A 26,526-nucleotide genomic window follows, 5' to 3' on the forward strand; every position below is an offset into this window, starting at 1 on the left:
TTCAAACTTTCGACTTAAACAAGAATCAATTTTTTAATTGCAAATAAATCAATAGTAAAAACTATGATGAATAATAGAAATAATAACAATAAAGATAAAAACCCTGTAAAAAGGTTTAATAAAATCTCAATAGGACTTGCTTCTCCTGAATCTATCTTGAAAGAATCAAGAGGTGAAGTGTTAAAGCCTGAAACTATCAACTACAGAACGCACAAACCAGAGCGTGATGGTCTTTTCTGTGAACGTATTTTCGGACCAGTAAAAGATTTTGAATGTGCTTGTGGAAAATATAAAAGAATACGTTACAAAGGAATCATCTGTGACCGTTGTGGTGTAGAAGTAACTGAGAAAAAAGTACGTAGAGACAGAGTAGGTCACATCAATCTTGTTGTGCCAATTGCTCATATTTGGTATTTCCGTTCTCTTCCAAACAAAATTGGTTATATCCTTGGTCTTCCATCTAAGAAATTAGATATGATTATCTACTACGAAAGATACGTAGTAATCCAAGCTGGTATTGCTAAAAATGCGGAAGGTGAATCTTTGCAAAGACTAGACTTTTTGACAGAAGAAGAATATTTAAATATTTTAGATACTCTTCCTGCTGACAACCAGTATCTTGATGATTTTGATCCTAATAAATTTGTTGCCAAAATGGGAGCAGAGTGTATTATGGATTTATTAGCAAGAATTGATCTTGATGCATTGTCTTATCAATTAAGACATAATGCTAACAATGAAACGTCTAAACAACGTAAAACGGAAGCGTTAAAAAGATTACAAGTTGTTGAATCTTTCCGTGAGTCTAACTTGAACCGTGAGAATCGTCCGGAATGGATGATTATGAAAGTGGTACCAGTTATTCCGCCAGAATTACGTCCGCTTGTGCCACTTGATGGAGGTCGTTTTGCAACTTCAGATTTAAATGATTTATACCGTCGTGTAATTATACGTAACAACCGTTTGAAAAGATTAATGGAGATTAAAGCTCCAGAAGTTATCTTAAGAAACGAAAAACGTATGTTGCAGGAATCTGTAGATTCACTTTTCGATAATACGCGTAAAGCATCTGCAGTAAAAACAGAATCAAACAGACCATTAAAATCATTATCTGATTCCCTTAAAGGTAAACAAGGACGTTTCCGTCAAAATTTACTGGGAAAACGTGTCGATTATTCTGCTCGTTCGGTAATTGTTGTTGGACCTGAATTAAAATTATCTGAATGTGGTATCCCAAAAGATATGGCAGCGGAATTATACAAACCTTTCGTTATCCGTAAATTGATAGAAAGAGGAATTGTAAAAACTGTAAAATCAGCTAAGAAAATAATAGATAAGAAAGAGCCTGTAGTTTGGGATATCCTTGAAAATGTTATCAAAGGTCACCCAATATTACTGAATCGTGCTCCTACTTTGCACAGATTAGGTATTCAAGCATTCCAACCAAAATTAATTGAAGGAAAAGCAATCCAATTGCACCCTTTAGTTTGTACTGCATTTAATGCGGATTTTGATGGGGATCAAATGGCAGTTCACTTACCGTTAGGACCAGAAGCAATTTTGGAAGCACAGCTATTAATGTTGGGTTCTCACAATATCTTGAATCCTGCAAATGGAGCTCCAATTACGGTACCTTCTCAGGATATGGTTTTGGGTCTATATTATATGACCAAAGAACGTTTGTCTACTCCAGAGCTTAAAATTTTAGGAGAAGGAATCACTTTTTATTCTGCTGAAGAAGTAAATATTGCTTTGAATGAAGGTAGATTAGAATTGAATGCTTCTGTAAAAATTAGAGCAAAAGATTTTAATGAAGCAGGTGAGTTGGTTTACCAAATCATTAAAACTACTGCGGGTCGTGTATTATTTAATGAAGTAGTACCAGAAGCAGCTGGATATATCAATGATGTATTGACTAAGAAAAACCTTAGAGACATTATCGGACACGTTTTAAGTTCAACTGATGTACCTACAACAGCGGCTTTCTTGGATAACATGAAAGACATGGGGTACAAATTTGCCTTTAAAGGTGGTTTGTCATTCTCTCTTGGTGATATTAGAATTCCAGATCAGAAACCTAAATTAATTGCCGACGCAAGAGAGCAAGTAGGAGGTATTTCTGCAAATTATAACATGGGTCTTATTACCAATAACGAGCGTTACAACCAAGTTATTGATGTATGGACTTCAGCAAATGCTCAATTGACAGAGTTAGCAATGAAAAACATTAGAGAAGACCAACAAGGTTTCAACTCAGTGTATATGATGCTTGATTCTGGAGCAAGGGGTTCCAAAGAGCAAATTCGTCAGTTAACCGGTATGCGTGGTTTGATGGCTAAGCCAAAAAAATCTACTGCTGGTGGTGGTGAAATTATTGAAAATCCGATTCTTTCTAACTTTAAAGAAGGACTTTCGATCCTTGAGTACTTTATTTCTACTCACGGTGCACGTAAAGGTCTTGCGGATACGGCATTGAAAACTGCCGATGCAGGATATTTAACAAGAAGATTGCATGATGTATCTCAAGATGTTATTGTTAACATCGAAGATTGTGGTACATTAAGAGGTGTTGAAGTATCAGCATTGAAGAAAAATGAGGAAATTGTTGAGTCATTAGGAGAAAGAATCTTAGGGCGTGTTGTATTACAAGACGTTGTAAATCCATTGAATAATGAAGTTTTAATTCAATCTGGACAACAAATCACTGAAGTTATAATGAAAGCAATTGACGCTTCTCCAATCGAGAAAGTGGAAGTGCGTTCACCATTAACTTGTGAAGCGTTAAAAGGTATTTGTGCAAAATGTTACGGTAGAAATTTAGCTACTGGTAAAATGACACAAAGAGGAGAAGCAGTTGGTGTTATCGCAGCACAATCTATTGGAGAACCAGGTACACAGTTAACACTACGTACATTCCACGTTGGTGGGGTTGCGGGTGGTATTTCTGAGGAATCAAGTATCATTACCAAATTTGCTGGTAAGCTTGAAATCGAAGATTTGAAAACTGTAAAAGGTGAAGATAGCGAAGGCAATTCGGTTGATATTGTTGTATCTCGTTCTACGGAATTGAAATTAATTGATGAAAGAACAGGTATCTTATTAAGTACTAATAATATTCCTTACGGTTCTAGTATTTTCGTTAAAGACGGTCAATCTGTTGCTAAAGGAGATGTAATTTGTAAATGGGATCCATATAATGGAGTTATCGTTTCTGAGTTTACTGGTAAAATTGCTTATGAAGATTTAGAGCAAGGTCAATCATTCATGGTTGAAATTGATGAGCAAACTGGTTTCCAAGAAAAAGTAATTTCTGAATCTAGAGCTAAAAAATTAATTCCTACTTTATTGGTTTACGGTAAAGAAGGCGAACTAATTCGTTCTTATAACTTACCAGTTGGAGCCCACTTGATGGTTGAAAACGGTGAGAAAATTAAAGCAGGTAAAGTATTGGTTAAAATTCCACGTCGTTCTTCTAAATCAGGAGATATTACTGGAGGTTTACCTAGAATTACAGAGTTGTTAGAAGCTCGTAATCCTTCAAACCCAGCTGTTGTTTCTGAAATCGATGGTGTTGTTTCTTTTGGAAAAATCAAAAGAGGAAACCGTGAGATTGTTATCGAATCTAAATTTGGTGACGTTAGAAAATACTTGGTTAAATTATCAAGCCAAATTCTAGTTCAAGAAAATGACTTTGTAAGAGCAGGGGTACCTTTATCTGATGGTGCAATTACTCCGGATGATATTTTAAGAATCCAAGGACCAGCAGCTGTTCAACAGTATTTGGTAAATGAAATTCAAGAAGTATACCGTTTACAAGGGGTAAAAATCAACGACAAACACTTTGAAGTAGTAATACGTCAAATGATGCGTAAAGTAAGAGTTCAGGATCCAGGTGATACTTTATTCTTAGAAGATCAATTAATTCACACTAAAGATTTTATCGTTCAAAATGATAAATTATACGGTATGAAAGTAGTTGAAGATGCTGGAGATTCTAGTGCATTAAAAGAAGGACAAATTATTACGCCTCGTGAGTTGCGTGATGAAAATTCTTTATTGAAACGTACAGATAAAAATCTTGTTGTAGCTCGTGATGTTGTTACCGCAACAGCAACGCCAGTTTTACAAGGTATTACAAGAGCATCGCTTCAAACCAAATCGTTTATTTCTGCTGCATCTTTCCAAGAAACCACTAAAGTATTGAATGAAGCTGCTGTTGCAGGTAAAATTGACTACTTAGAAGGATTGAAAGAAAATGTAATTGTAGGACATAGAATCCCTGCTGGAACAGGTATGAGAGAATATGACAATACAATTGTAGGTTCGAAAGAAGATTATAATGATATGATGGCTAACAAAGAAGAATATATTTATTAAGATATGAGTAATTCTAATCAACAACAAGAGCAAATTAATATTGAGCTAGATGAAAAAATTGCTGAAGGAATTTATTCCAATTTGGCAATAATAAATCACTCTTCATCCGAGTTTGTTTTAGATTTTGTAAGCATTATGCCAGGTATTCCTAAAGCTAAGGTGAAATCAAGAATTGTCTTGACACCGCAACATGCTAAAAGGCTGTTAAAAGCAATAGGAGAAAATATTCATCGTTTTGAAGTCGCTCATGGCGAAATAAAAGACACTGAACAGGCACCAATACCGCTTAATTTTGGTCCGGCAGGACAAGCATAATATTTTTAAAAGGCTCCAGATATGGAGCCTTTTTTTATGGATTAAATCTTACTTCTGTAGTGTGACTATTAGCTTTGTATTTTTTTAATTTTAAGATTCATATAAGTATCACATTAATATTTCTCTATTATTCGTTCCTGAATGTTTAATTTCTATAAAAATTATATTATACTCTTTATTTGATAAATAGACATTAAGAAACCTTTAAATTCAGGTGTTTAATAACAAGTTTGTGTTTTAAACGATTATTAAGGTGCTTCATCGAAAATATTTTTTGCTGGTAAATAAATGATATACTTTCGTTCTCGAGATAGGGAATTAAACTCAATCTATCTAAAAAATACGAATTGTTATGAAATATTTTACTTTAAAAGCTAACACTAAAGGGATTTCAAATCTCTTGATACTGTTTGTTTTTATATTAATGTCAAACGTATCTGTATTTGGTCAATCTGCACAAAAGTTAGTAGATGATAGTACGATTGAAGTTAACAGTAATGCAAAAAAAGAAAATGTTTCAGCAGTTTCCACTCAATCAAACAGTATGAATTTTGTTTTATGGTTTATGGGTACTAAACAAGATCCAAACGGTAAAATATCTAAAGAAAGTTCAAGTGCAAAAATACAGGTTATAACATCTGGTTCTGCTCCAAACCGTTTGTTAATCAAAGCTTTTTTAAAGAAAGCGGTCGATACAGGCAGTATGGTTTCTTAAGTAGAAATTTATTTTAAAAGGGATATAAAAAAACGCTAATTGAAAAATTAGCGTTTTTTTGTAACTATTTCAAAAAAATGTGATTTACTCAAATTCTGAAGTAAAAAATAATTTCACATTCGGATATTTATTTTGTGTCATCTGGATTGTAAAGTCAGAATCAGCTAGAAATACTAATTGTCCGTACTTATCATGAGCTAAGAATTTTTGTTTTATTCGTCTAAATTCTTTAAACTCATCACTTTTGATATCATTAGGTTTTACCCAACATGCTTTGTGTACCGGAAAGTTTTCATACGTACATTTTGCGCCATATTCATGCTCTAAACGGTACTGAATTACCTCATATTGAAGCGCACCAACCGTTCCAATAATTTTTCTGTTGTTCATTTCCAAAGTAAATAACTGAGCAACACCTTCATCCATCAACTGATCTACACCTTTATCCAATTGCTTGGCTTTCATTGGATCGGCATTATTGATGTATCGGAAATGTTCTGGAGAAAAACTTGGAATTCCTTTGAAACTCATGATTTCCCCTTCGGTCAACGTATCTCCAATTTTGAAATTCCCAGTGTCATGTAAGCCAACAATATCACCAGGATAAGATATGTCTACAATTTCTTTCTTTTCAGCAAAAAATGCGTTAGGACTAGAAAATTTTAAGTTTTTCTTTTGACGAACGTGATAATAGGGTTTGTTTCTTTCAAAAGTTCCAGAAACAATTTTTATGAAAGCCAATCGGTCACGGTGTTTTGGATCCATATTGGCGTGGATTTTAAAAACAAATCCAGACATTTTCTCCTCTTTCGGATCTACCAATCGTGTTTCTGAATCTTTGGGTCTTGGAGATGGAGCAATTTGAACAAAACAATCCAATAATTCTCTAACCCCAAAATTATTTAATGCAGAACCAAAAAATACAGGTTGTAGTTTTCCGTCTAAATAATCCTGACGATCAAATTTTGGGTATACTTCATCTATCAATTCTAATTCTTCACGCAATCGATCGGCTGGTTTTTGACCAATTATTTTCTCTAATTCAGGATTTTGAACATCGGAGAAAGCAATTGTTTCTTCAATGTTTTTACGGCTGTCGCCACTAAATAAGTTTATGTTTTGTTCCCAAAGGTTATAAATTCCTTGAAAGTCATACCCCATTCCTATTGGGAAACTCAATGGAGTAACCGTTAAACCCAGTTTTTGTTCCACTTCGTCCATCAAGTCAAAAGCGTCTTTTCCTTCTCGGTCTAATTTGTTGATGAATACAATAATTGGAATTTTTCGCATTCTACAAACCGCAACTAATTTCTCTGTTTGTTCCTCGACACCTTTGGCCACATCAATTACAACAATAACGCTGTCGACAGCAGTTAAGGTTCTAAAAGTATCCTCTGCAAAATCTTTATGTCCCGGTGTATCGAGAATATTTATTTTTTTGTCTTTATAATTGAATGCTAAAACCGAAGTGGAAACCGAAATACCTCTCTGGCGTTCAATTTCCATAAAGTCACTGGTAGCACCTTTTTTAATTTTATTATTCTTTACAGCACCTGCTTCTTGAATTGCACCACCAAAAAGGAGGAGTTTCTCTGTAAGTGTTGTTTTTCCGGCATCAGGATGTGAGATAATCCCGAAAGTTCTTCTGCGTTGTATTTCTTCTAAAAAGCCCATATTTGTATAAATAGTTTGCAAAAGTACTATTTATATATGCCAATTAAAAAAATTGTATCCGCTAATTGGATTAGTTGGATTTTGAAGTTGCAATTCATGTGATTGTAGTTCAATAGTAGAAATGTGATGATTTAATAAATGATAAAAAAGAAGGCCATCTTTTCAGACAGCCTCGATGATCTTTACTTGTTACATATTGATTGACCAAATAAACTATCAATAGTACACACTTTTAAATAAGAAATGAAAGTAACCGTTAGTATTTGAGATTTTAATTTTTTTTTCAATATTCATTTTGTTTATACTTTAACAATCGAATATTCGAATAAATAAATGCGTTTATAATTTTTTGTTAATAGTAAGATGGAAACTTGTATTATGTAATTGAATTGCTATTTTTGTTCGTTTTAAATTTAAAGAATACTTAAGAATTGTATTGTAAAATTTCAATTCAGTTGTTGATTCTTAAAGTGTATATTTGCCAAAATTAATCAGGCAGCTATCAAAAGGTTTAAGAACAATAGAATAAGTACCTTTTTACGACAAATACAAATTAGAATAATGCCAATAAATAAAATAGAAATGAAATCCATTAATAATAGAATTGTATTTACTTTTTTTCTTTTACTTTTTACATGTGTTACAATAAGTGCACAAGAAATTATTAAGGACTCTGTGATTGTTCCGATCAAGAAAATACAATCAACTGGTAAACAGAAAATTGATGGTGTCATTGCTACTGTTGGAGATTACATCATATTAGATTCAGATATTGACAAATCGTATCTTGAAATTTCAGCGGGAGGCGGATCTGTAAAAGATATTACAAGATGCCAAATGTTAGGGAAGTTATTAGAAGACAAATTGTATGCACATCAAGCCATTCAGGACAGTATTGTAGTTACTGATGCAGAAGTGAAGGGTATGATGGAAGACCGATTGAGTTATATGGTAGAGCAAATTGGTTCTTTAGATAAAGTTGTGAAGTATTACAAGAAGGATTCTGAAGAGGAATTTAGAACGTACTTCTCAGATATTTTGAAAGAAGGTAAGTTGAGTTCAGAAATGCAAAAGAAAATTGTAGACGGTGTAGAAATCACTCCTGAAGAAGTTCGAAATTATTTCAAAAAAATACCAGCAGCAGATTTACCGTTTTTTGGTGTTGAATTAGAAGTAGCTCAAATTGTGGTTACTCCAAAGGTTTCCGATGCCGACAAGCAAAAAGTAATTGATAAACTAAATGGTTTCAAAAAGGAAATTGAGGAAGGTTCTAGTTTTTCTACAAAAGCAGTTTTGTATTCTCAAGATCCAGGTTCACGTGCTAACGGAGGTTTTTATAAAATGAATCGCAAAACACCTTTTGTAAAGGAATTTAAAGATGTCGCTTTTAGTCTTGCTGAAGGAGAGATATCAGCTCCTTTTCAAACCGATTTTGGGTATCATATTATTTATGTTGAAAAAATTAAAGGGCAAGAAATAGAATTGCGTCATATATTGTTGAGTCCAACAGTTACCGAAGAGTCGTTGAGTGAAGCCAAAGAAAAAATTACGTTGATTAAAAAAAGAATTGAAGATAAGGAAATCACTTTTGCGGAAGCAGCAAGAACCTTATCGGATGAAAAAGAAACAAGAGCAAATGGTGGAGCATTAATCAATCCACAAACCCAAGACACGCGTTTTGAATTGACCAAAATGGATCCTACTTTTTACAGCCAAGTTTCTAATTTGAAAGAGGGTGAAGTTTCGGCTCCAATATTGGATCAAGGTGAAGAAGGAAAGAAAAAATTTAAAATAGTTACCGTAACCAATCGAATTGATGAACATGCCGCTGACTACGCAAAGGATTACATCAAGATCAAAGATTTGGCATTAAAAAGTAAACGAATTGCTGCTATTGGAAAATGGTTTGACGAAAAAATTAAAGAAACATACATCAAAATCATCGGAGAATATAGAGATTGTGCGTTTACTAACAATTGGTTAAAAAAATAGATTCGCAAATCGTTTTAGAGCTTAGAATTAAGAATAAAATATTTTCGATAAACAAATAAAAGAGTTAGTTTTATGTTTTCATAAAGCTAACTCTTTTTAATTTTAAACATACTCATTACATGTCAGACGTAGCAGCAATTCATAACTTAGTTCAAAAACGAAACGAATTAAAGACAGAAATAGCCAAAATCATTGTGGGTCAAGATGCGGTTGTAGACCAAATTTTGCTTTGCATCTTTTCTGGAGGTCACGCATTATTAGTTGGAGTTCCAGGATTGGCCAAAACACTATTGGTAAATACACTTTCGCAGGCGTTAGGACTTAATTTCAAGCGAATCCAATTTACGCCAGATTTGATGCCGTCGGATATTCTTGGAAGTGAAATACTAGATGAAAATCGTCATTTTAAATTTATAAAAGGGCCTATATTTTCGAATATTATTCTTGCAGATGAGATCAATAGAACACCACCAAAAACACAAGCAGCACTACTAGAAGCGATGCAGGAACGTTCGGTAACAATTGCGGGTGAAAACCATAAACTAGACTTGCCGTATTTTGTGCTAGCTACTCAAAATCCTATTGAGCAAGAAGGAACGTATCCTTTGCCAGAAGCACAATTAGATCGATTTATGTTTGCTATAAAACTAGGATATCCTTCGTTTTTAGAGGAAGTTCAAGTGGTAAAGCAAACCACTTCGGATATAAAAAATACGATAAACCCATTGTTTACCGCTCAGGAAATAATTGATTTTCAACAATTGATTCGTAGAATCCCAGTTGCAGACAATGTAATAGAATACGCGGTAACACTGGTTAGCAAAACCCGTCCGGATAATCCGTTGTCTAATGAATTTGTACAAAATTATTTAGATTGGGGAGCAGGACCTCGTGCCTCTCAAAATTTAATTTTAGCCGCCAAAGCCAATGCTGCTTTTAAAGGTAAATTTTCACCAGATATCGAAGATGTGAAAGCAGTAGCCATTGGAATATTGCGTCATAGAATCATAAAAAACTACAAAGCAGATGCTGAAGGCATTACTGAAGAAATGATTATTGAAAAATTGTTTTAAAAATTTCGACTTGCTTTTCACACGTTTTATGTCCCAACTATAACGATTTCTTAGTCGTCGTTCTTTATGTTTTTCAAAAATGAAGCTGTTGTAAATAATTCAGTATGGATTAAACAGTATAATGTTAATTTATTAAAATTTTATCAATTATACGTATCAAAAATCAGTATTAGGTAATAATATGTTTTCAAATCACTGCATCCCCTAAATTTTTTTAAATATCATTTGAAATAACTAAATTTGCGAGATAAATAAAAATTGAGCTATTTTGGCTTTTATTTTTGTGTGAATCAAAGCAATTAGCCACTAACATTGAAAAAAATCTATTATGAGCATTTATAGCGATTATTTAAGAGAAATCGAAGAAAGAAAAGGGCAGGGATTACATCCAAAACCTATTGATGGTGCTGAATTACTAAGCGAAATCATTACACAGATAAAAGATATTGAAAACGCCGATCGTGCCGAATCATTACATTTTTTCATTTACAATACCGTGCCGGGTACTACACCTGCAGCTGGTGCTAAAGCAGTTTTTTTAAAGGAAATTATTCAAGGAATAGCAGTAGTTAATGAAATTACTCCCGCTTTTGCATTTGAATTATTATCACACATGAAAGGCGGTCCTTCTATTAAAGTTTTATTAGATTTAGCTTTAGGAGAGTATATCGAAATTGCCACGCAGGCTGCTGAGGTACTGAAAACACAGTTTTTTCTATATGAAGCAGATACGAATCGCTTAGAAGAAGCCTATAAAAATGGAAATACAATTGCTATAGCTATTTTAGAAAGTTATGCTAAAGCGGAGTTTTTTACAAAGCTTCCAGAAGTAGTTGAAGAAATAAAAGTGGTAACATATATTGCTGGCGAAGGAGATATTTCAACAGATTTATTGTCGCCTGGAAACCAAGCACACTCTAGATCAGATCGTGAACTTCATGGTAAATGCTTGATTTCTCCAGCAGCACAAGACGAAATCCAAGCCTTGCAAGCGCAACATCCAGATAAAAGTGTGATGCTTATCGCTGAAAAAGGAACTATGGGTGTAGGGTCATCAAGAATGTCAGGTGTTAATAATGTGGCGCTTTGGACCGGTAAAAAAGCAAGTCCGTACGTTCCATTTATAAATATTGCGCCTATTGTAGCAGGAACAAACGGAATTTCACCAATATTCCTTACTACTGTTGATGTAACGGGTGGTATTGGTCTAGATCTTAAAAACTGGGTAAAAAAGTTAGATCAAAATGGAGATCCAATTCGTAACGAAAGTGGCGATGTTATGCTGGAAGAAGCCTATTCGGTTGCTACTGGAACGGTATTAACCATCAATACCAAAACAAAAAAATTATACAATGGCGATACAGAATTAATCGATATTGCTAAAGCATTTACTCCTCAAAAAATGGAGTTCATTAAAGCTGGAGGATCGTATGCGATTGTTTTTGGAAAAAAATTACAAACTTTTGCTTCTAGAACAGTAGGAATCGCAATTGTTCCCGTTTTTGCTCCATCAAAAGAAGTTTCTGTTGAAGGACAAGGATTAACGGCAGTTGAAAAAATATTTAATAAAAATGCGGTTGGGAATACGCCAGGGAAAGTGCTTCATGCAGGTTCTGACGTTCGTGTTACCGTAAACATCGTAGGGTCTCAAGACACGACTGGTTTAATGACTTCTCAAGAATTAGAGTCGATGGCAGCTACTGTGATTTCACCTATTGTTGATGGTGCTTACCAGTCCGGTTGTCATACTGCATCAGTTTGGGACAATAAATCGAAAGCGAATATTCCAAGATTGATGAAGTTCATGAATGATTTTGGTTTAATTACGGCTCGGGATCCAAAAGGAGAATATCACGCCATGACCGATGTTATTCACAAAGTTTTAAATGATATTACTGTAGATGAGTGGGCCATCATTATTGGTGGTGACTCGCATACTAGAATGTCAAAAGGAGTTGCGTTTGGTGCAGATTCCGGTACCGTTGCGCTAGCACTTGCTACTGGAGAAGCGTCTATGCCAATTCCAGAATCAGTGAAAGTGACGTTTAAAGGCGACATGAAAAATTACATGGATTTCCGTGATGTTGTTCATGCTACGCAATCTCAAATGTTGAAGCAATTTGGCGGAGAAAATGTTTTTCAGGGTCGAATTATCGAGGTGCATTTAGGTACACTTACCGCAGATCAAGCCTTTACCTTTACAGACTGGACGGCTGAGATGAAAGCGAAAGCTTCGATTTGTATTTCTGAAGACGATACATTAATCAAATCACTTGAAATTGCGCAAGGAAGAATCCAGATCATGATCGATAAAGGTATGGATAACGAAAAGCAAGTTCTAAAAGGATTGATTGCTATTGCCAATAATAGAATTGAAGAAATTAAATCAGGTACTAAACCAGCTTTGACTCCTGATGCCAATGCAAAATATTTTGCCGAAGTGGTTATTGATTTAGATATCGTTGCAGAACCTATGATTGCAGATCCAGACGTAAACAATGCAGATGTTTCTAAGCGTTACACGCACGATACGATTCGTCCGCTTTCTTTTTACGGCGGTGTGAAAAAAGTAGATCTTGGTTTTGTAGGATCTTGTATGGTACACAAAGGCGATTTGAAGATTTTATCTCAAATGCTAAAAAATATAGACGAACAATACGGTAAAGTAGAGTTTAAAGCACCGCTAGTGGTAGCACCGCCAACCTACAACATCGTAGACGAATTGAAAGCAGAGGGAGATTGGGAAGTGTTACAAAAATACTCTGGATTCGAATTTGATGATAATGCTCCAAAAGGCGTTGCACGTACTGGATATGAAAATATTTTGTATCTAGAGCGTCCTGGTTGTAATTTATGTATGGGTAACCAAGAAAAAGCAGCCAAAGGAGATACGGTGATGGCAACCTCTACGCGTCTTTTCCAAGGAAGAGTTGTTGAAGATTCAGAGGGTAAAAAAGGAGAATCCTTGCTTTCATCAACACCAGTTGTTGTACTTTCTACCATTTTAGGGAGAACGCCAACGATTGAAGAGTACAAAGCTGCCGTGAAAGGAATTAACCTAACTCAGTTTGCGCCCTCTCACAAATTATTGGCAAATTAGCAAAATAGTAAAACAAATACTTCTAAAAGCCTAAGTCTGTATAAAAGACTTAGGCTTTTTTTATGAGTATGCCTTCTCTATTTTTTGTACCTTGTAATGATTCAATAATTACTAACGTGTAGCAACAAAAAACAATTTGATATGGCTTTTGATATAGAAATGATTCGAAAAGTGTACGACAACATGACCACTCGTGTAGATAAAGCACGGGAAATAGTTGGGCGTCCGCTTACGCTAACAGAGAAAATTTTATACAACCACCTTTGGGATGGAATGCCAACTGAAGCTTTTACGCGAGGTGCAGATTATGTAGATTTTGCTCCAGATAGAGTGGCGTGTCAAGATGCGACGGCTCAAATGGCCTTATTGCAATTTATGCATGCAGGAAAATCTAAAGTGGCAGTTCCTACAACAGTGCATTGCGATCACTTGATTCAGGCCAAAGTGAATGCGGTCACCGATTTGGCTAGAGCCAAAACTCAAAGCAATGAAGTGTTTGAATTCCTTTCTTCTGTTTCTAATAAATACGGAATTGGTTTCTGGAAACCAGGAGCTGGAATTATTCATCAGGTGGTGTTAGAGAATTATGCATTTCCAGGCGGAATGATGATCGGTACCGACTCCCATACTGTAAATGCAGGTGGTTTAGGAATGGTAGCTATTGGTGTTGGTGGTGCTGATGCGGTAGATGTCATGTCAGGAATGGCGTGGGAATTAAAGTTTCCTAAATTAATTGGAGTAAAATTAACGGGTAAACTATCTGGGTGGACTGCTCCAAAAGATGTAATTCTTAAAGTTGCTGGAATTCTTACTGTAAAAGGAGGAACAGGCGCTATTGTTGAATATTTTGGCGAGGGTGCAACCGCTATGTCTTGCACAGGAAAAGGAACAATCTGTAACATGGGTGCCGAAATTGGAGCAACGACTTCTACTTTTGGTTATGATGCATCTATGAGCAGGTATTTGCGTTCTACAGATAGAGCTGATGTTGCAGATGCTGCAGATAAAATTGCATCGTATTTAACTGGCGACGCTGCCGTATATGAAAACCCAGAGCTGTATTTTGATCAAGTAATCGAAATCAATTTAGACGAATTAGAACCACATTTAAATGGTCCTTTTACGCCAGATTTGGCAACGCCAATTTCAAAAGTAAAAGAGGAAGCCATTAAAAACAATTGGCCTTTAAAAATTGAAGTAGCTTTAATTGGCTCTTGCACCAATTCATCCTACGAGGATATTGCGCGAGCGGCTTCTATCGCAAAACAAGTGACCGACAAAAATTTAAAAATAAAATCCCAATTTACCATTACACCAGGTTCTGAAATGGTTCGCTACACCATAGAGCGTGACGGATTTATCGATGTTTTTGATAAAATGGGAGCAACTGTTTTTGCAAATGCTTGTGGACCATGCATCGGAATGTGGGATCGTGAAGGCGCAGACAAGGAAGAACGCAATACAATCGTACATTCATTCAATAGAAACTTCTCAAAAAGAGCTGATGGGAACCCCAATACGTTGGCTTTTGTGGGTTCGCCGGAACTAGTTACTGCCTTAGCCATAGCAGGAGATTTAAGTTTTAATCCATTAACAGATACATTAATTAATGAAAATGGGGATGAGGTAAAACTGGATGCACCATCAGGCGACGAATTACCACCAAAAGGATTTGATGTAGAAGATCCAGGATTTCAAGCACCAGCTGCAGACGGTTCTGGAATTCAAGTTTCAGTAAGTGACACGTCAGAACGCTTGCAATTATTAGCGCCATTCTTACCTTGGGACGGGAAAAATATTTTAGGAGCTAGAGTACTGATCAAAGCATTTGGGAAATGTACCACAGATCACATTTCAATGGCAGGTCCGTGGTTGCGCTTCCGTGGGCATTTAGATAATATTTCTAATAATATGTTAATCGGAGCCATTAATGCCTTCAATCAAAAAACAAATTCTGTTAAAAATCAACTAACGGGAACTTACGATGCGGTTCCTGCTGTTGCGCGCGCCTATAAAGCGGCTGGAGTTCCTTCTATTGTTGTTGGGGATCACAATTACGGTGAAGGATCTTCTCGAGAACATGCCGCCATGGAGCCTCGTTTTTTAGGTGTCAAAGCCGTTTTGGTCAAGTCATTTGCACGCATCCATGAAACCAATCTAAAAAAACAAGGATTGCTTGGATTGACGTTTGCAACAGAATCTGATTACGATAAAATTCAAGAAGATGACACGATCAATTTTATAGATTTAGTCGATTTTGCTCCAGGAAAACCACTAACATTAGAGTTCGTTCATACCGATGGGACTACAGATAGTATTTTGGCAAATCATACCTATAACGAAGGTCAAATAGGTTGGTTTGTTGCCGGTTCTGCATTAAATTTAATCGCAGCAGCGGGAAACGCATAAACCAAGCCAGCTATTTTATACTCAAAACGCCTTAGGAAACTAGGGCGTTTTTTTAGGTATGGTTCCTATTTTTCTTAGGAGCTATTTCCTGCTGAGCGTTTCAAGCTTTTTCATCCAATTGCTTTTTTCCAGCGCATAAAGGAGCTTTTTTCAGTCGCTCTTTATACTCAGGAAAAAAATAGCAATTGGATTTCAAAAGGCTTTTCACTTTCATCAGGGCTAAAAAAAAAAGGAGTAAAAATGACGTTTAGAGTGGCCTCAAAAGCCAATGCCTACAGTTGCTTTTGACCGTAAAATCATCGATAAAAGTCAAAAAAAAGCGTTAAAGTTTGTTTTTTGAGCGTTAAAATTTGAAAAAGTCTGGGTATTTTTGAATAAATGATATATATTAGCTTTTTAAATAAAATAATTGTCAGAAGAGTATCGGATAAATTTATTCCCATCTTCTCTCTCAAATTTTATTTCAAAAGCAATAATCCAGTCGGATAATAGTGCTTTATTATTTCAACTGTTACGTATTTGGAATAGAAAATTAATCAGAATTTAAAATGGACACATTCCGAATTTCTTTTTTTTTGAAAGAGATGAGGAACATTTTTACAATTTTTTAAAAAGAAAAGTAAAAAAGCAAAACCAGAGCGAGATTTAATAATTATATCCCGAAATCGCTGTGTAGAATAAAAATGGGGTAAGTAATTTGAAATAGATGAATATGAGTTTAAGATTAATTGTAACATTGTTTGTATTAAATAGTATCGTTCTTTTTTCACAGGAGAAAACCACTAAACACACTATCGCAAAAGGAGAAACAATTTCAAGTATTGCAGAGAAATATGACGTAAAACAGAGTGCTATTTTTAAATTAAATCCAAAGGCAAAAAATCTTTTAAAACTCAATTCCATTTTATTAATTCCAGTTGCCGCTTCAAAAAAGTCCAATGTAAAATCCAAAATTGCAACAAATTATACCAGCAAAGAGCATGAAGTTTTAGCCAAAGAAACACCATACGGAATTGCTAAACTATACGGAATCTCGCTGAAAGAATTAAATGAAGTCAATCCAACATTAGAAGTCAGTGGATTAAAAATAGGTCAAAAAATTATACTTCCAGCTCAAGCATCTTCACCTGAAATAGCAGTTGCCGCAAAGTTTACTGAAACAGGAAATCTCACATCAGAGCAAACTACAATTGCCGTTTTGCCTAAAGAATCCAAATACTCAATTGCCAGAAAATACGGAATTACAATAAAAGAATTAGATAGAGCCAACCCAACAATAGGAACTAAAGCACTTCGAGTTGGTCAAAAAATAACAATTCCAGGAAATGGAAATCTTTCGAGTGAAACAATTGTTGCTGCTTCAGAAAATAAAGAAGTGTCAACTCCAGAAACGGTAGTTGTTGCTGAACCAGTCAAAGAAGTATCAAAATCAGAAGAGGCAGTAGTTTTAGAACAAAAAACAGAGCTCTTTCAACCAAAAAGCCTTGCTATTGCTGATGCAAAAGATGCCGATACTGAAACTTCCGGTATTGTAACTCGCGAAGTTTTACCAAAAGAAACTAAATACGGTATTGCTAAACAATATGGACTAACGGTAAAAGAACTAGAAAATCAAAATCCAACCGTTAAAAACGGACTTCGTGTAGGAGATAAACTAAGCTTTCGTGCTAATTATGAGCCCATACAAAATGATGTAATTGTTAGCGCAGATCAAATAAACGCCGCTCCTATTGAGAATACTAAGATAGATTTTAACAATGGATTGAAACCAACATTTAATCACGATTTTCTGGATCAATTGATTCAGCGGGCTTCAGAAAATATAGGAACTCGATACCGCTCTGGAGGAACTTCAAAAGCAGGCTTTGATTGTTCGGGTTTAATGTGTTCGACTTTTGAAGCTTTTGACATAAAATTACCAAGGACATCGAGAGAACAATCAAGTATTGGTATAAGAATTAATACCGAAGAAGCTCAAAAAGGAGATCTTATATTTTTTAAAACAAACGGCCGAAGCCAAATTAATCACGTAGGTATGGTGGTTGAAGTTTGTGAGGGAGAAATAAAATTCATTCACTCTTCTGTCAGCAACGGTGTGATTATTTCGTCTACTAAAGAAAAATATTACGAGAAAAATTTCTCTCAAATCAATAGAGTATTACAATAATTTGGTGCCTTGTCATCCGTATTATTGCAAACGCTTCAACTACTGAAGCGTTTTTTATTGCTTCTAAATCTTTATTTCGCCTGAATTTCCGCCAACTAAATTGGTGCCTGTGACTACAGAGGCTGCCATTTTTAGAAAATTTATCATTTGATTGCCATCAACGTCCCAAAAATAGGCGCTATTGGGTTTGACTTTAATGACGGATACGTTGGGGTCTTTTTTTCCTTCTTTAAACCAAATGTTCACTACAGGAGTCCACAACTCTTCAATTTTTACTGGATCAGTATTGATGCTGGCTTCACCATTTACTACCATATAACTTCCTTTTCCGGGATGGGCAAAAAATAGTTGAACAGCAGCATCGTGTTCTATTTCTTTATTCTTTTCGCTATTTTTTTCACTAAAAAACCAGATATTTCCCTCGTCACAAACATGAACTGCTCCCATTGGTCTTGCAGTTGCACCATCATTCTTTTCGAGATTAGTACAAAAAAGACAGGTATTGATATCTTTAACAAGGCTCTTAAGTTTGTCTACTCCTTCAACTGTATATTCATTTTTTGTATCGCTCATAATCCTAGTTTTATATGAATTGAATTTTGCTGTTTTGTTTTACAAAGATGGTCAACAAAGGCGCGAATCGTATTATACAATTAAGGCGAAAAGTTTCATTTTTCACGTATTAAAACGGTAACATTAGGTGTTTTAAAGCGTATTGTGGTGAAAATTTACAAGAACCACTCTTTAGAAAGATCGAAAAGTAAAAATTGTTTTTAATTTGAAATACGTTGGATAAACCAGTAAAAGGAACGTCAGATTTTTCGAAAACGGATAGTTAAATGGAGTTTATTTTTTTTACTACACTTTAAAAGAATTGATATTGGACTTTTGGTGGAGTAAGCCGCAATTCAAAGTAAGTAAACTTTAGATTTATTTTTATTTCTGTTGTAATAACCGTTCTACAAGAATATCTCTTATTATTTTGATGGATGTTTCGGTTGAACTGCTATTCGTATTTATAGCTGTACTGTCATTATTATAAGGTCCATAGGTAACTTGATTGGGTCTTGAAAATAAACCTACTGTAGGTGTCAAGGAAGCACTAGCCAAATGCATAATCCCACTATCAGCGCCAATGAAAATTTCAGTATTTGCGATTACGGCACCAATTTCACGAATGTCTTTGCTATAAAACGTAGGGGATTTAAATGCTATTTGCGAAACATTTTCTACGGGTAAAATTTCGATGATGTTGTAATTGGGAAATTCTTGTAGTAATGCTGCGTAAAAATCATCCCACCATGCTGTAGAGTAGCATTTGTCGTCTGTTGCATAGGTAAAAATGGATATTGTTTTTTTGGCTGCAGGAACAATTTCGTCTACCGTTTTTTTACCGATTGCTAATTCATTAGTACTCAATTTTAGATCTAATGATGGAACCGAATTTGCATTTTCAGGAAAACCCAGTTCGGTCAAAAAGCGTCTAAATTCATATACTGGATACTTTGCAATGTGACCATAATCACTATATTTCGCTTCTAAAGTAGTATTTTCTGCTCCAAAGAATTTATACTTGGCATCAGCGAATTGAGCAGATAATCTGCCGGATGACGAATTTTTATTTACATTGATTACAATATCATATTTGGCACTTTTTAGTTGCACCCAAACCTTAAAATAAGCAATTAAATTTTTAAAAGGTTTTTTAGGAAGTTCAATGATGGTATCTATGTTCTTGTAGTTTTCAAAAATAATGGGCGTTAAGCCACCTTTTACAAACAAATCAATTTTGCAATCTGGAAAAGTAGCACTTACATCTTGTACTAGCGGGGTAATCAACAAGAGGTTTCCCAATCGATGATTGGGTCTAGAGATTAAAACTCTTTTGATTTCAATTTTTTGGCTTAAATCTATGGTTTGATTGCGATGTGAATTACCAATATTCTTAGTCAGACTTTTGGTTAATATTCTGCGATAGACATTTACTGTTTTTAAGATGCTCATGCTTTTATGATACTATATGGTACTGAAATGAGTGTTGATCTAAAATTTAAATCGGTTTATATTCTTTTGGCAGCAACTGTCAGCAGTTCTACTACTTTGTAAAAATTTTCAAAGGAACAAATATACAATTTAGAAACTAATAAATATTTATGGGGTTTTGCCCTATACTATTGTGATAGATATCGGCTGCTAATTTCGGAGTAATTTACAACCCTATGAAAACAAAAGGATTACTTAAAAATGAACTAGAAAAAGAGAGGTTTAAAACAGCGCTTACAAAATAGAATTAATGTAAATTAGACTTTGGTATCATAAAAAAGGAGCGTGATGCGATAGGATTCTAAAATATTTATAACCTTTGACATCTAAAACAATAGTATAATGAGCACGACTAAATTAACAATCAATAAGAATGGGTCTATAAAAATAGAGGGCGATTTTGAAATAACAGATTGCAATGGTCAAACCTACGGTTTAGAAGGAAGAACCGCTTTGGGTCTTTGCCGTTGCGGATTATCTGCCAATAAACCTTTTTGCGATGGAGCACACCGCAACGGTTTTGAGCATGAGCCAGCTGCATTTGACTTGCCACCCGTGAAAACGAAGTAGTATCGTTTTCTAATTCAATAAAACAAGAAAAGCTAAATTTTACGGATTTAGCTTTTCTTGTTTATTTTTTAAACCAATTAAATACACTGTTTTATTCACTGAATTTACTGCTATTCTAAAATCACTTATTTTTTAGACTACTAATAATCGCCATCACATCTTGATCGCCCAATCCTTCTTGTTCTGCTGCAGCATAACTGTCATACAATGGATGAATCAGCGGAGTATCGAGTCCGGCTTCTTTGGCCAGTCTTAAATCTTTGACTAAATGTTTTAACGCAAATGCGGCAGGGAAAGAATCGTTGAGGATAGAAGGTGTTTTGATATTCGTTATTCCGTTGCCACAAGCGCCTTGGTTGATGATGTTGAGCATGTCTTCCTTGCTCACGCCGTTTTTCTCGGCAAATAAAACCGTCTCAGCTATTCCTTGAAGATTTAGTCCAAGTAAGTAATTGATGGCTAATTTAGCCGAACTTGCCACACCTGGTTCGCCAACGTGCATGGCAATTTTACCCAAAACGTCAAATATGGGTTTTGCTACTTCAAAATCTTCATTTGAAGCGCCCACAAGAATAACCAAAGTTCCGTCTTGTGCCGGTTTTACGCTTCCAGATACGGGAGCGTCTATGAAATGAACGTGATGTTGGTTGCAAATGGTGTTTAAATAACGCGAGGTTTCCGGTGCAACCGTACTCATATTGATAATGGTTTTTCCAGCAGATGCTGCAGACAATAAACCTTTTGGTCCCTCAAAAACTTCTTTGACAGCTGCGTCATTAGATAACATGGTCAAAACAACATCACAGGTTTCCATTAGCTCTTGTAAACTGCTTGCTGATTTTGCTCCTGCAGCCAGTAAAGGTGCTTCTTTATCTTTAGTACGATTGAAAACCGATACTTCAAAACCTGCTTGGAGTAGGTTCATCACCATTGGATTTCCCATATTGCCAAGACCTGTCCATCCTAATTTTAGTGTATTCATGATTTTTGTGTTGTTAATTTTATTTCCTTATTGTAAGCAAATTTTGCAAAACTGTGCTAACGATTGTTGTATATCTGCGCTGTCTGTATCGAAGTCATTGCGAGGAACGAAGCAATCGCATTTAGTTTTTTTATTTACTCCTATTTGTGGGGAATTAATGCTAAAAGATATAATAATCACCATGCAAACACTACGATTATGCTCTAAATTAAAATTGGCACTCCTTACAAATGAGCGCTAGTGGGTGCGATAGGATTTTATATATTGCTCAAAAGTCTAGATAGTAAAAAACCTATAGTAACTCCAATTATAACGGTTAAGATCCTTTGCTTGATGTCAATTTTCACAGATTGTTCTTGAAGCAATATGTCATTTTCCATTAGTTCCATTTTAATATCTTTTGGCCCGAATTGTGTGTATTTGATTTTTAAAATTAAATCTCTGTCCTTAAGTTTTATTGGATGGATTGAACCGGAAAAAGAAAAGTTACTTGAAATTCTTTTTCCATTCAGTAAAACACTTTCAATTCCAAAAATAGAGTTTAAAAATTCTATTTTATTCGAGTCAATATTAAATTCAGCGTATTTCATTTTATGTTTTATGTTTTTTTGTAATGTTTTCTAGCTTTGAAATGGCTGGAAGTTCGTAACCACTTAATTTTCTAATTAACGAAAAACTTGATGCGAAACAATACTTCCACTGCATTTCAGCTTGCTCAAAGCTGTTGTGCGTTCGTTTTTTTTCTAGGTGTCATTTTCGCTCAGTAATACTTCTGTTAAATTGTAGTCCGAAATAAGTTTTAATACAATTCCAAATGTTTAGGATGCTGGAGAATATTTGTTCTTCCTTAAAAAGTCAAATTTGCTCATTCGGTTTTTTGGAGAACGTCAATTATTTTACTGTATAGTAGTTGTTCATCAATGGGTTTAGAGATATAATCGTTCATTCCCACTGCGCGGGCTTTGTCTGCATCTATAGTAGTAACATCTGCAGTTAGCGCAATAATGGGAATATTGGAGTTCATCGTGTTGCGCACGTAAGTGGTAGCTTCAAAGCCATTCATTTCGGGCATTTGCAAATCCATTAATACAAGGTCGTACTTGTTTTGTTGTAGTTTTTCAATCGCAATTTTTCCGTTTTCGGCAATTTCGACCTCAAAGCCAAAGTCAGCGAGTATTATTTTTATTAAAAGCTGGTTGAGTGGCATGTCTTCGGCAACCAATACTTTCAAGTTTATTATCTCCGCTTGCTTGTTATAGACCCGTTCCGTTTGGTGTTTTATTTTTTGGTTCGTTTTTGCAAAGCTCAATTCAAAACTAAAGACAGATCCTTTCCCTAATTCGCTTTCTACGCGTATCGTGCCACCTTGTTGTTCTGTTAATTTTCTAACGATGGAAAGCCCCAGACCGGTGCCACCATACAAGCGCGAGTTTTCATAAGTTGCCTGTCCAAAATCGTCAAAAATATGTTCCAGCTTATTTTTATGAATCCCAATGCCAGTATCGGTTACTTTAAATTCAAGTGTTACTTCCTCCGAATCCTGTTTAAGTAGGGCAACACCCATAGTTATTTTTCCTACTTCGGTAAATTTTACAGCGTTGCTCACCAGATTTAAAATTATCTGGCGCAAACGAGTAGGGTCGCCTAATATAATTTCGGGTATTGCTGTGTCAAGTTGTTCTACCAGTTCTAAATTTTTCTCTTTTATTTTAATATCGAATAATAGAAGCATTGCTGAAAGAGAAGTAGCTAAATTGAAAGGTATTTTTTCAAAGGTCATACTGCCGGCATCCACTTTGGCAAGGTCGAGAATGTCATTAATTAAAACCAGTAGAGCATCGCCAGATACCTTGATTGCAGTTAAATATTCTTCCTGCGTTTTGTCTAATTTCGATTTTAAGAGCACATTGGTAAAGCCTATAATGGCATTCATCGGGGTTCGTATTTCGTGGCTCATGTTGCTCAAAAATTGTTGTTTTCCCTGCATTGCTTCTTCGGCTAAATGCGTAGCAGCTTCTGCTTTACTCTGTGCTTCTTTCAACTCATGAATATCGGTTTTGCTTCCCACCCACGTAATTTTTTTGCCTGTTTCATCTTTTACATGTACAGATCTGCATAGGTGCCATCTATACGCACCTTCTTTGTTTTTGATGCGACACTCTATGTCAAAAATATCTCCTGTGGCGACAGAGTGTTTCCAACTATTTACCATGGGTTCTAAATCATCGGGGTGTATCGTTTTTACCCAACCGCCGGCCACTAATTCGTCAAATGTGAGGCCTGTATCTTCAAGCCATTGTTGATTGAAGAATATAATATTGCCCTCGGCATCGGCATTGGTAATTTTTTGAGGCATATTGTTGGTTAAAACACGAAACATTTTCTCGCTTACTTCAATAGCTTTTCTGGCATTTACCTGATCTGTTATTTCGTCTGCTAACACCATTATGCCAGAGATAGTTCCATCGGTTTCACGCAATGGCTCATATACAAATTTTACAAATACATCTTCCATCATACTTTTACGATGAATGGTGAGGGGAAGCTCTGGGGATACAAAACGATTGCCGGTGCGATATACATCATCTAACAGTTGTTTATAAACTTGGTCTTTCACCTCAGTTATAACATTAAATAGAGGTTTGCCTAGTGAATCTTCTATTTTTATATCCAACAAATTAGCCATTTCTTGGTTTAAGGTTTCAAATATAAAATCTTCTCCTCGCAATACGCAAATGGCTACTGGTGCCAGCATTACCAAAAGCCTGAATCGTTCTTCACTTGCTTTTATTTTTTCAGCTACAGTTTTTTGTTCATGTATTTCTGTGGTAACACCTATCCACATTTCATGTATTCCATTTTTATCTTTTATAGGCGATGCGATGTTTAAATGCCATACATAATCACCTTGTTTATTTTTAAACCGCATTTCCATTACTAGGTCAGTTCCTGTTTCGGCTGCTTTCTGAAAACGCTGCTGAAATTCTTCCACTTCATCTGGATGCATAATTTGGTGGTATCCAAAATCTCTTAATTCTTCAAAAGTATATCCACTGAAATCTAACCAGTGTTTATTAAAATAGGTAACACTTCCATCTACTGATGCATTGTTTATTTTTGCGGGCATTAAATCAGCCATTAGGCGTAATCGCTGTTCGCTTTCTTCAATCTTCCTTTTTGCATATACCTGCTCGGTTACATCATTACCAATAATAGTAATACCCGAAATAGTTTCGTCCGCTTCCAAATAAGGTTGAAAAACAAAATTGAAAAAATACTCTTCCCTTAAGTCCCCATGAAGACTTTTAGGGCTTTGTACTTCATTACCATGAAAAGGGATACCGGTGGCACGAACTTCATCAAGTAAAGCTGGGAAGCTTGTGTTTTTAAGATCGGGCATAAGGTCAAGGAGCGATTTGCCTTCTATGTCATTCCCTATTCCCCAAACTTCTTTGATCCGGTCGTTTGCAAGGTCAATGATAAGGTCTTTGCCTTTTAGCACGGCAAAAGTAAATGACGAATGCTTTAGCATCAGGTTATACCGCTTATCACTTTCTTCAATTTTTTTTCTTGCAAGCACTTTATCAGTTACATCAATGGCAACATTAATTACTCCAGAAACATTTTTATTGTAGTCAAATATTGGATGGTAAATAAAATCAAAATATCCCTCAAATTCATTGCCATCTTTCAAAAAGCGAACAGGAAATTCGTTTCCCTTGAAAGGAATGCCAGTAGAAAATATATCGCTTAAAATTTTATCCAATCCCTGGGTAGCAGTTTCGGGAAATGCATCAAATAATTTTTTGCCAAGTATTTCACTTTCTGATTTTCCTATAATTTCGCAGAAAAGTTTATTTGCAAGTGAAATCACTAGTTCTTTTCCTTCATAAATATTTAAAGCAAACGGGGCTTGCATAAAAATATTCTGAAGTTGTTGCTGACTATCTTTAATTTTTTGCTTTGCATTCACTTCGTTCGTTACTTCAATGGCAATGATAGTAACCCCCGAAATAGTTTCGTCTGCTTCCAGATAGGGCTGATAAACAAAATTGAAATAAGCGTCTTCCAGTTTACCATTACGCAAAATCGGGGCAAGCAATTCATCGCCGTAAAACGGAATACCGGTGGTGTACACCTTATCAAGCAACTCCGGAAAAGCTGAGTCTTTTAGTTCAGCTATCACATCAAATAATGGCTTTCCTTCTACGTCATTTCCTTTTCCCCACATTTCTTTTATGGAATCGTTGGCAAGCGAAATAACCATATTTTTACCTTTGAAAATAGCAAAACCAAAGGGCGATCTCATCAGCATCATATTGTATCGCTTTTCGCTGTCTTCAAGCTGCTTCAACGCTTTTTTCTGCAAATCGAGCAGTGCTAAAAGTGTTTCATTTTCTGTCACATCCTCGGAACGCTGAATGATATATTTTACGTTATTGTTTGCGTCAAGAATAGGGGAATTAATGACTTTCAAATATTTTGATTCAAACCCGCCACTTTCCGATGTCCGTTTAGGAATATCGTATCGTACAATTGGCAAGGTATCGGCAGTTTTATTTTTGATGACCCAATTAAAAGAAGCGCGCATCTTACTTTCTCCATCGCCAGTTCTATCCTCAGGGTTAAGAGGAAATACAACAAAAATATCGCGCCTTGTAATGCTCTCACGTGTGGTTTTAGTTTTCTTAATAAAATCGTCAGAAGCCGCAACTATGGTAAAGTTGGTATCTATAACTAGGACCAATCCCTGAGACTGCTCGAATAAAGCTACATAATCTATTGTATCCATAAGTTTCGATATTATCAGATAAAAACACTGATTGATGAATTAAAGAGCTTGTCGATGATTTGATTTTTATCCTGTATAAAAGTAACTATTTGTAAATTTATATCATTTTTGTCTGAATTTTGTCTACTGTGACGCACAATGTTCTGGTACTACAGCGGGTTTGGTACTAAATTAAGCCCTTTCTTCGTATTTGCCACCCGAGCGATAGCGAACAGGCGAAGCAAACCCAAATATAAAACTAACTTTCCAATAAGCCTAATGCCCAAATCCGTTGTAGCTGTTGGCAGAATTCTATTTTATTCGAGTCAATATTAAAT

At 35.4% G+C, this 26,526-nt stretch carries 15 protein-coding genes; 9 read left to right on the forward strand and 6 right to left on the reverse strand.

The window, feature by feature from the left end; all coding sequences use genetic code 11:
- Positions 1-63: 63 nt before the first annotated feature.
- The 3 genes from rpoC to ACNQGO_RS10855 all read left to right on the forward strand — a co-directional run bounded on the left by rpoC (position 64) and on the right by ACNQGO_RS10855 (position 5,407).
- Entirely contained in the window at positions 64-4,377 is a 4,314-nt protein-coding gene (rpoC, locus tag ACNQGO_RS10845; protein ID WP_417985259.1) for a DNA-directed RNA polymerase subunit beta', read from the forward strand.
- A gap of 3 nt (positions 4,378-4,380) precedes the next feature.
- A complete protein-coding gene (locus ACNQGO_RS10850) occupies positions 4,381-4,692 on the forward strand; it encodes a DUF3467 domain-containing protein (RefSeq protein WP_073354716.1) in 312 nt (103 codons plus the stop codon).
- A 352-nt stretch (positions 4,693-5,044) separates the two neighbouring features.
- Positions 5,045-5,407 (forward strand): hypothetical protein, encoded by a 363-nt coding sequence (locus tag ACNQGO_RS10855; RefSeq protein WP_417985260.1) that lies wholly within the window; start codon positions 5,045-5,047, stop codon positions 5,405-5,407.
- 84 nt (positions 5,408-5,491) lie between these two features.
- Here ACNQGO_RS10855 and ACNQGO_RS10860 read toward each other — a convergent pair whose 3' ends face one another.
- Complete coding sequence (locus ACNQGO_RS10860) at positions 5,492-7,081, reverse strand: peptide chain release factor 3 (protein ID WP_417985261.1); 1,590 nt, start codon at positions 7,079-7,081, stop codon at positions 5,492-5,494.
- A gap of 582 nt (positions 7,082-7,663) precedes the next feature.
- Here ACNQGO_RS10860 and ACNQGO_RS10865 point away from each other — a divergent pair.
- The 5 genes from ACNQGO_RS10865 (at position 7,664) to ACNQGO_RS10885 (ending at position 17,822) form a co-directional block, all read left to right on the forward strand.
- Complete coding sequence (locus tag ACNQGO_RS10865; RefSeq protein WP_417985262.1) at positions 7,664-9,073, forward strand: peptidylprolyl isomerase; 1,410 nt, start codon at positions 7,664-7,666, stop codon at positions 9,071-9,073.
- A 119-nt stretch (positions 9,074-9,192) separates the two neighbouring features.
- Complete coding sequence (locus tag ACNQGO_RS10870; RefSeq protein ID WP_417985263.1) at positions 9,193-10,146, forward strand: AAA family ATPase; 954 nt, start codon at positions 9,193-9,195, stop codon at positions 10,144-10,146.
- A 328-nt stretch (positions 10,147-10,474) separates the two neighbouring features.
- Entirely contained in the window at positions 10,475-13,246 is a 2,772-nt protein-coding gene (locus tag ACNQGO_RS10875) for a bifunctional aconitate hydratase 2/2-methylisocitrate dehydratase (RefSeq protein ID WP_417985264.1), read from the forward strand.
- 141 nt (positions 13,247-13,387) lie between these two features.
- Positions 13,388-15,655, forward strand: coding sequence for an aconitate hydratase (locus ACNQGO_RS10880; RefSeq protein WP_417985265.1), 2,268 nt, complete (start codon positions 13,388-13,390; stop codon positions 15,653-15,655).
- A gap of 712 nt (positions 15,656-16,367) precedes the next feature.
- Positions 16,368-17,822: a LysM peptidoglycan-binding domain-containing protein gene (locus ACNQGO_RS10885; RefSeq protein WP_417985266.1), complete on the forward strand. Its 1,455-nt coding sequence runs from the start codon at positions 16,368-16,370 to the stop codon at positions 17,820-17,822.
- Positions 17,823-17,885: 63 nt separating this feature from the next.
- Here ACNQGO_RS10885 and ACNQGO_RS10890 read toward each other — a convergent pair whose 3' ends face one another.
- Both ACNQGO_RS10890 and ACNQGO_RS10895 read right to left on the reverse strand, forming a co-directional pair.
- The gene (locus ACNQGO_RS10890) at positions 17,886-18,395 is read right to left on the reverse strand and encodes a pyridoxamine 5'-phosphate oxidase family protein (RefSeq protein ID WP_417985267.1); all 510 of its coding nucleotides are present in this window, start codon (positions 18,393-18,395) and stop codon (positions 17,886-17,888) included.
- 363 nt (positions 18,396-18,758) lie between these two features.
- Positions 18,759-19,826, reverse strand: a complete 1,068-nt coding sequence (locus ACNQGO_RS10895; RefSeq protein ID WP_417985268.1) for a glycosyltransferase family 9 protein — start codon at positions 19,824-19,826, stop codon at positions 18,759-18,761.
- Positions 19,827-20,207: 381 nt separating this feature from the next.
- On the opposite strand from ACNQGO_RS10895, the gene ACNQGO_RS10900 reads away from it, so the two are divergent.
- Positions 20,208-20,435 (forward strand): CDGSH iron-sulfur domain-containing protein, encoded by a 228-nt coding sequence (locus ACNQGO_RS10900; RefSeq protein ID WP_166138710.1) that lies wholly within the window; start codon positions 20,208-20,210, stop codon positions 20,433-20,435.
- 121 nt (positions 20,436-20,556) lie between these two features.
- Here ACNQGO_RS10900 and ACNQGO_RS10905 read toward each other — a convergent pair whose 3' ends face one another.
- From ACNQGO_RS10905 to ACNQGO_RS10915, 3 genes are all read right to left on the reverse strand, one after another.
- Positions 20,557-21,417, reverse strand: coding sequence for an NAD(P)-dependent oxidoreductase (locus ACNQGO_RS10905; protein WP_417985269.1), 861 nt, complete (start codon positions 21,415-21,417; stop codon positions 20,557-20,559).
- Positions 21,418-21,674: 257 nt separating this feature from the next.
- A complete protein-coding gene (locus ACNQGO_RS10910; RefSeq protein WP_417948308.1) occupies positions 21,675-22,007 on the reverse strand; it encodes a hypothetical protein in 333 nt (110 codons plus the stop codon).
- Between the two features lie 275 nt (positions 22,008-22,282).
- Entirely contained in the window at positions 22,283-26,209 is a 3,927-nt protein-coding gene (locus ACNQGO_RS10915) for a PAS domain S-box protein (RefSeq protein ID WP_417985270.1), read from the reverse strand.
- Positions 26,210-26,526: the final 317 nt, after the last annotated feature.

The sequence above is a fragment of the Flavobacterium frigidum genome (assembly GCF_048286735.1).
GTDB lineage: Bacteria > Bacteroidota > Bacteroidia > Flavobacteriales > Flavobacteriaceae > Flavobacterium.

Bases quoted from the DNA above. Each gene is read 5' to 3' on its own strand.
- rpoC (WP_417985259.1), top strand. From the start codon at position 64: ATGATGAATAATAGAAATAATAACAATAAAGATAAAAACCCTGTAAAA.
- ACNQGO_RS10850 (WP_073354716.1), top strand. From the start codon at position 4,381: ATGAGTAATTCTAATCAACAACAAGAGCAAATTAATATTGAGCTAGAT.
- ACNQGO_RS10855 (WP_417985260.1), top strand. From the start codon at position 5,045: ATGAAATATTTTACTTTAAAAGCTAACACTAAAGGGATTTCAAATCTC.
- ACNQGO_RS10860 (WP_417985261.1), bottom strand. From the start codon at position 7,081: ATGGGCTTTTTAGAAGAAATACAACGCAGAAGAACTTTCGGGATTATC.
- ACNQGO_RS10865 (WP_417985262.1), top strand. From the start codon at position 7,664: ATGAAATCCATTAATAATAGAATTGTATTTACTTTTTTTCTTTTACTT.
- ACNQGO_RS10870 (WP_417985263.1), top strand. From the start codon at position 9,193: ATGTCAGACGTAGCAGCAATTCATAACTTAGTTCAAAAACGAAACGAA.
- ACNQGO_RS10875 (WP_417985264.1), top strand. From the start codon at position 10,475: ATGAGCATTTATAGCGATTATTTAAGAGAAATCGAAGAAAGAAAAGGG.
- ACNQGO_RS10880 (WP_417985265.1), top strand. From the start codon at position 13,388: ATGGCTTTTGATATAGAAATGATTCGAAAAGTGTACGACAACATGACC.
- ACNQGO_RS10885 (WP_417985266.1), top strand. From the start codon at position 16,368: ATGAGTTTAAGATTAATTGTAACATTGTTTGTATTAAATAGTATCGTT.
- ACNQGO_RS10890 (WP_417985267.1), bottom strand. From the start codon at position 18,395: ATGAGCGATACAAAAAATGAATATACAGTTGAAGGAGTAGACAAACTT.
- ACNQGO_RS10895 (WP_417985268.1), bottom strand. From the start codon at position 19,826: ATGAGCATCTTAAAAACAGTAAATGTCTATCGCAGAATATTAACCAAA.
- ACNQGO_RS10900 (WP_166138710.1), top strand. From the start codon at position 20,208: ATGAGCACGACTAAATTAACAATCAATAAGAATGGGTCTATAAAAATA.
- ACNQGO_RS10905 (WP_417985269.1), bottom strand. From the start codon at position 21,417: ATGAATACACTAAAATTAGGATGGACAGGTCTTGGCAATATGGGAAAT.
- ACNQGO_RS10910 (WP_417948308.1), bottom strand. From the start codon at position 22,007: ATGAAATACGCTGAATTTAATATTGACTCGAATAAAATAGAATTTTTA.
- ACNQGO_RS10915 (WP_417985270.1), bottom strand. From the start codon at position 26,209: ATGGATACAATAGATTATGTAGCTTTATTCGAGCAGTCTCAGGGATTG.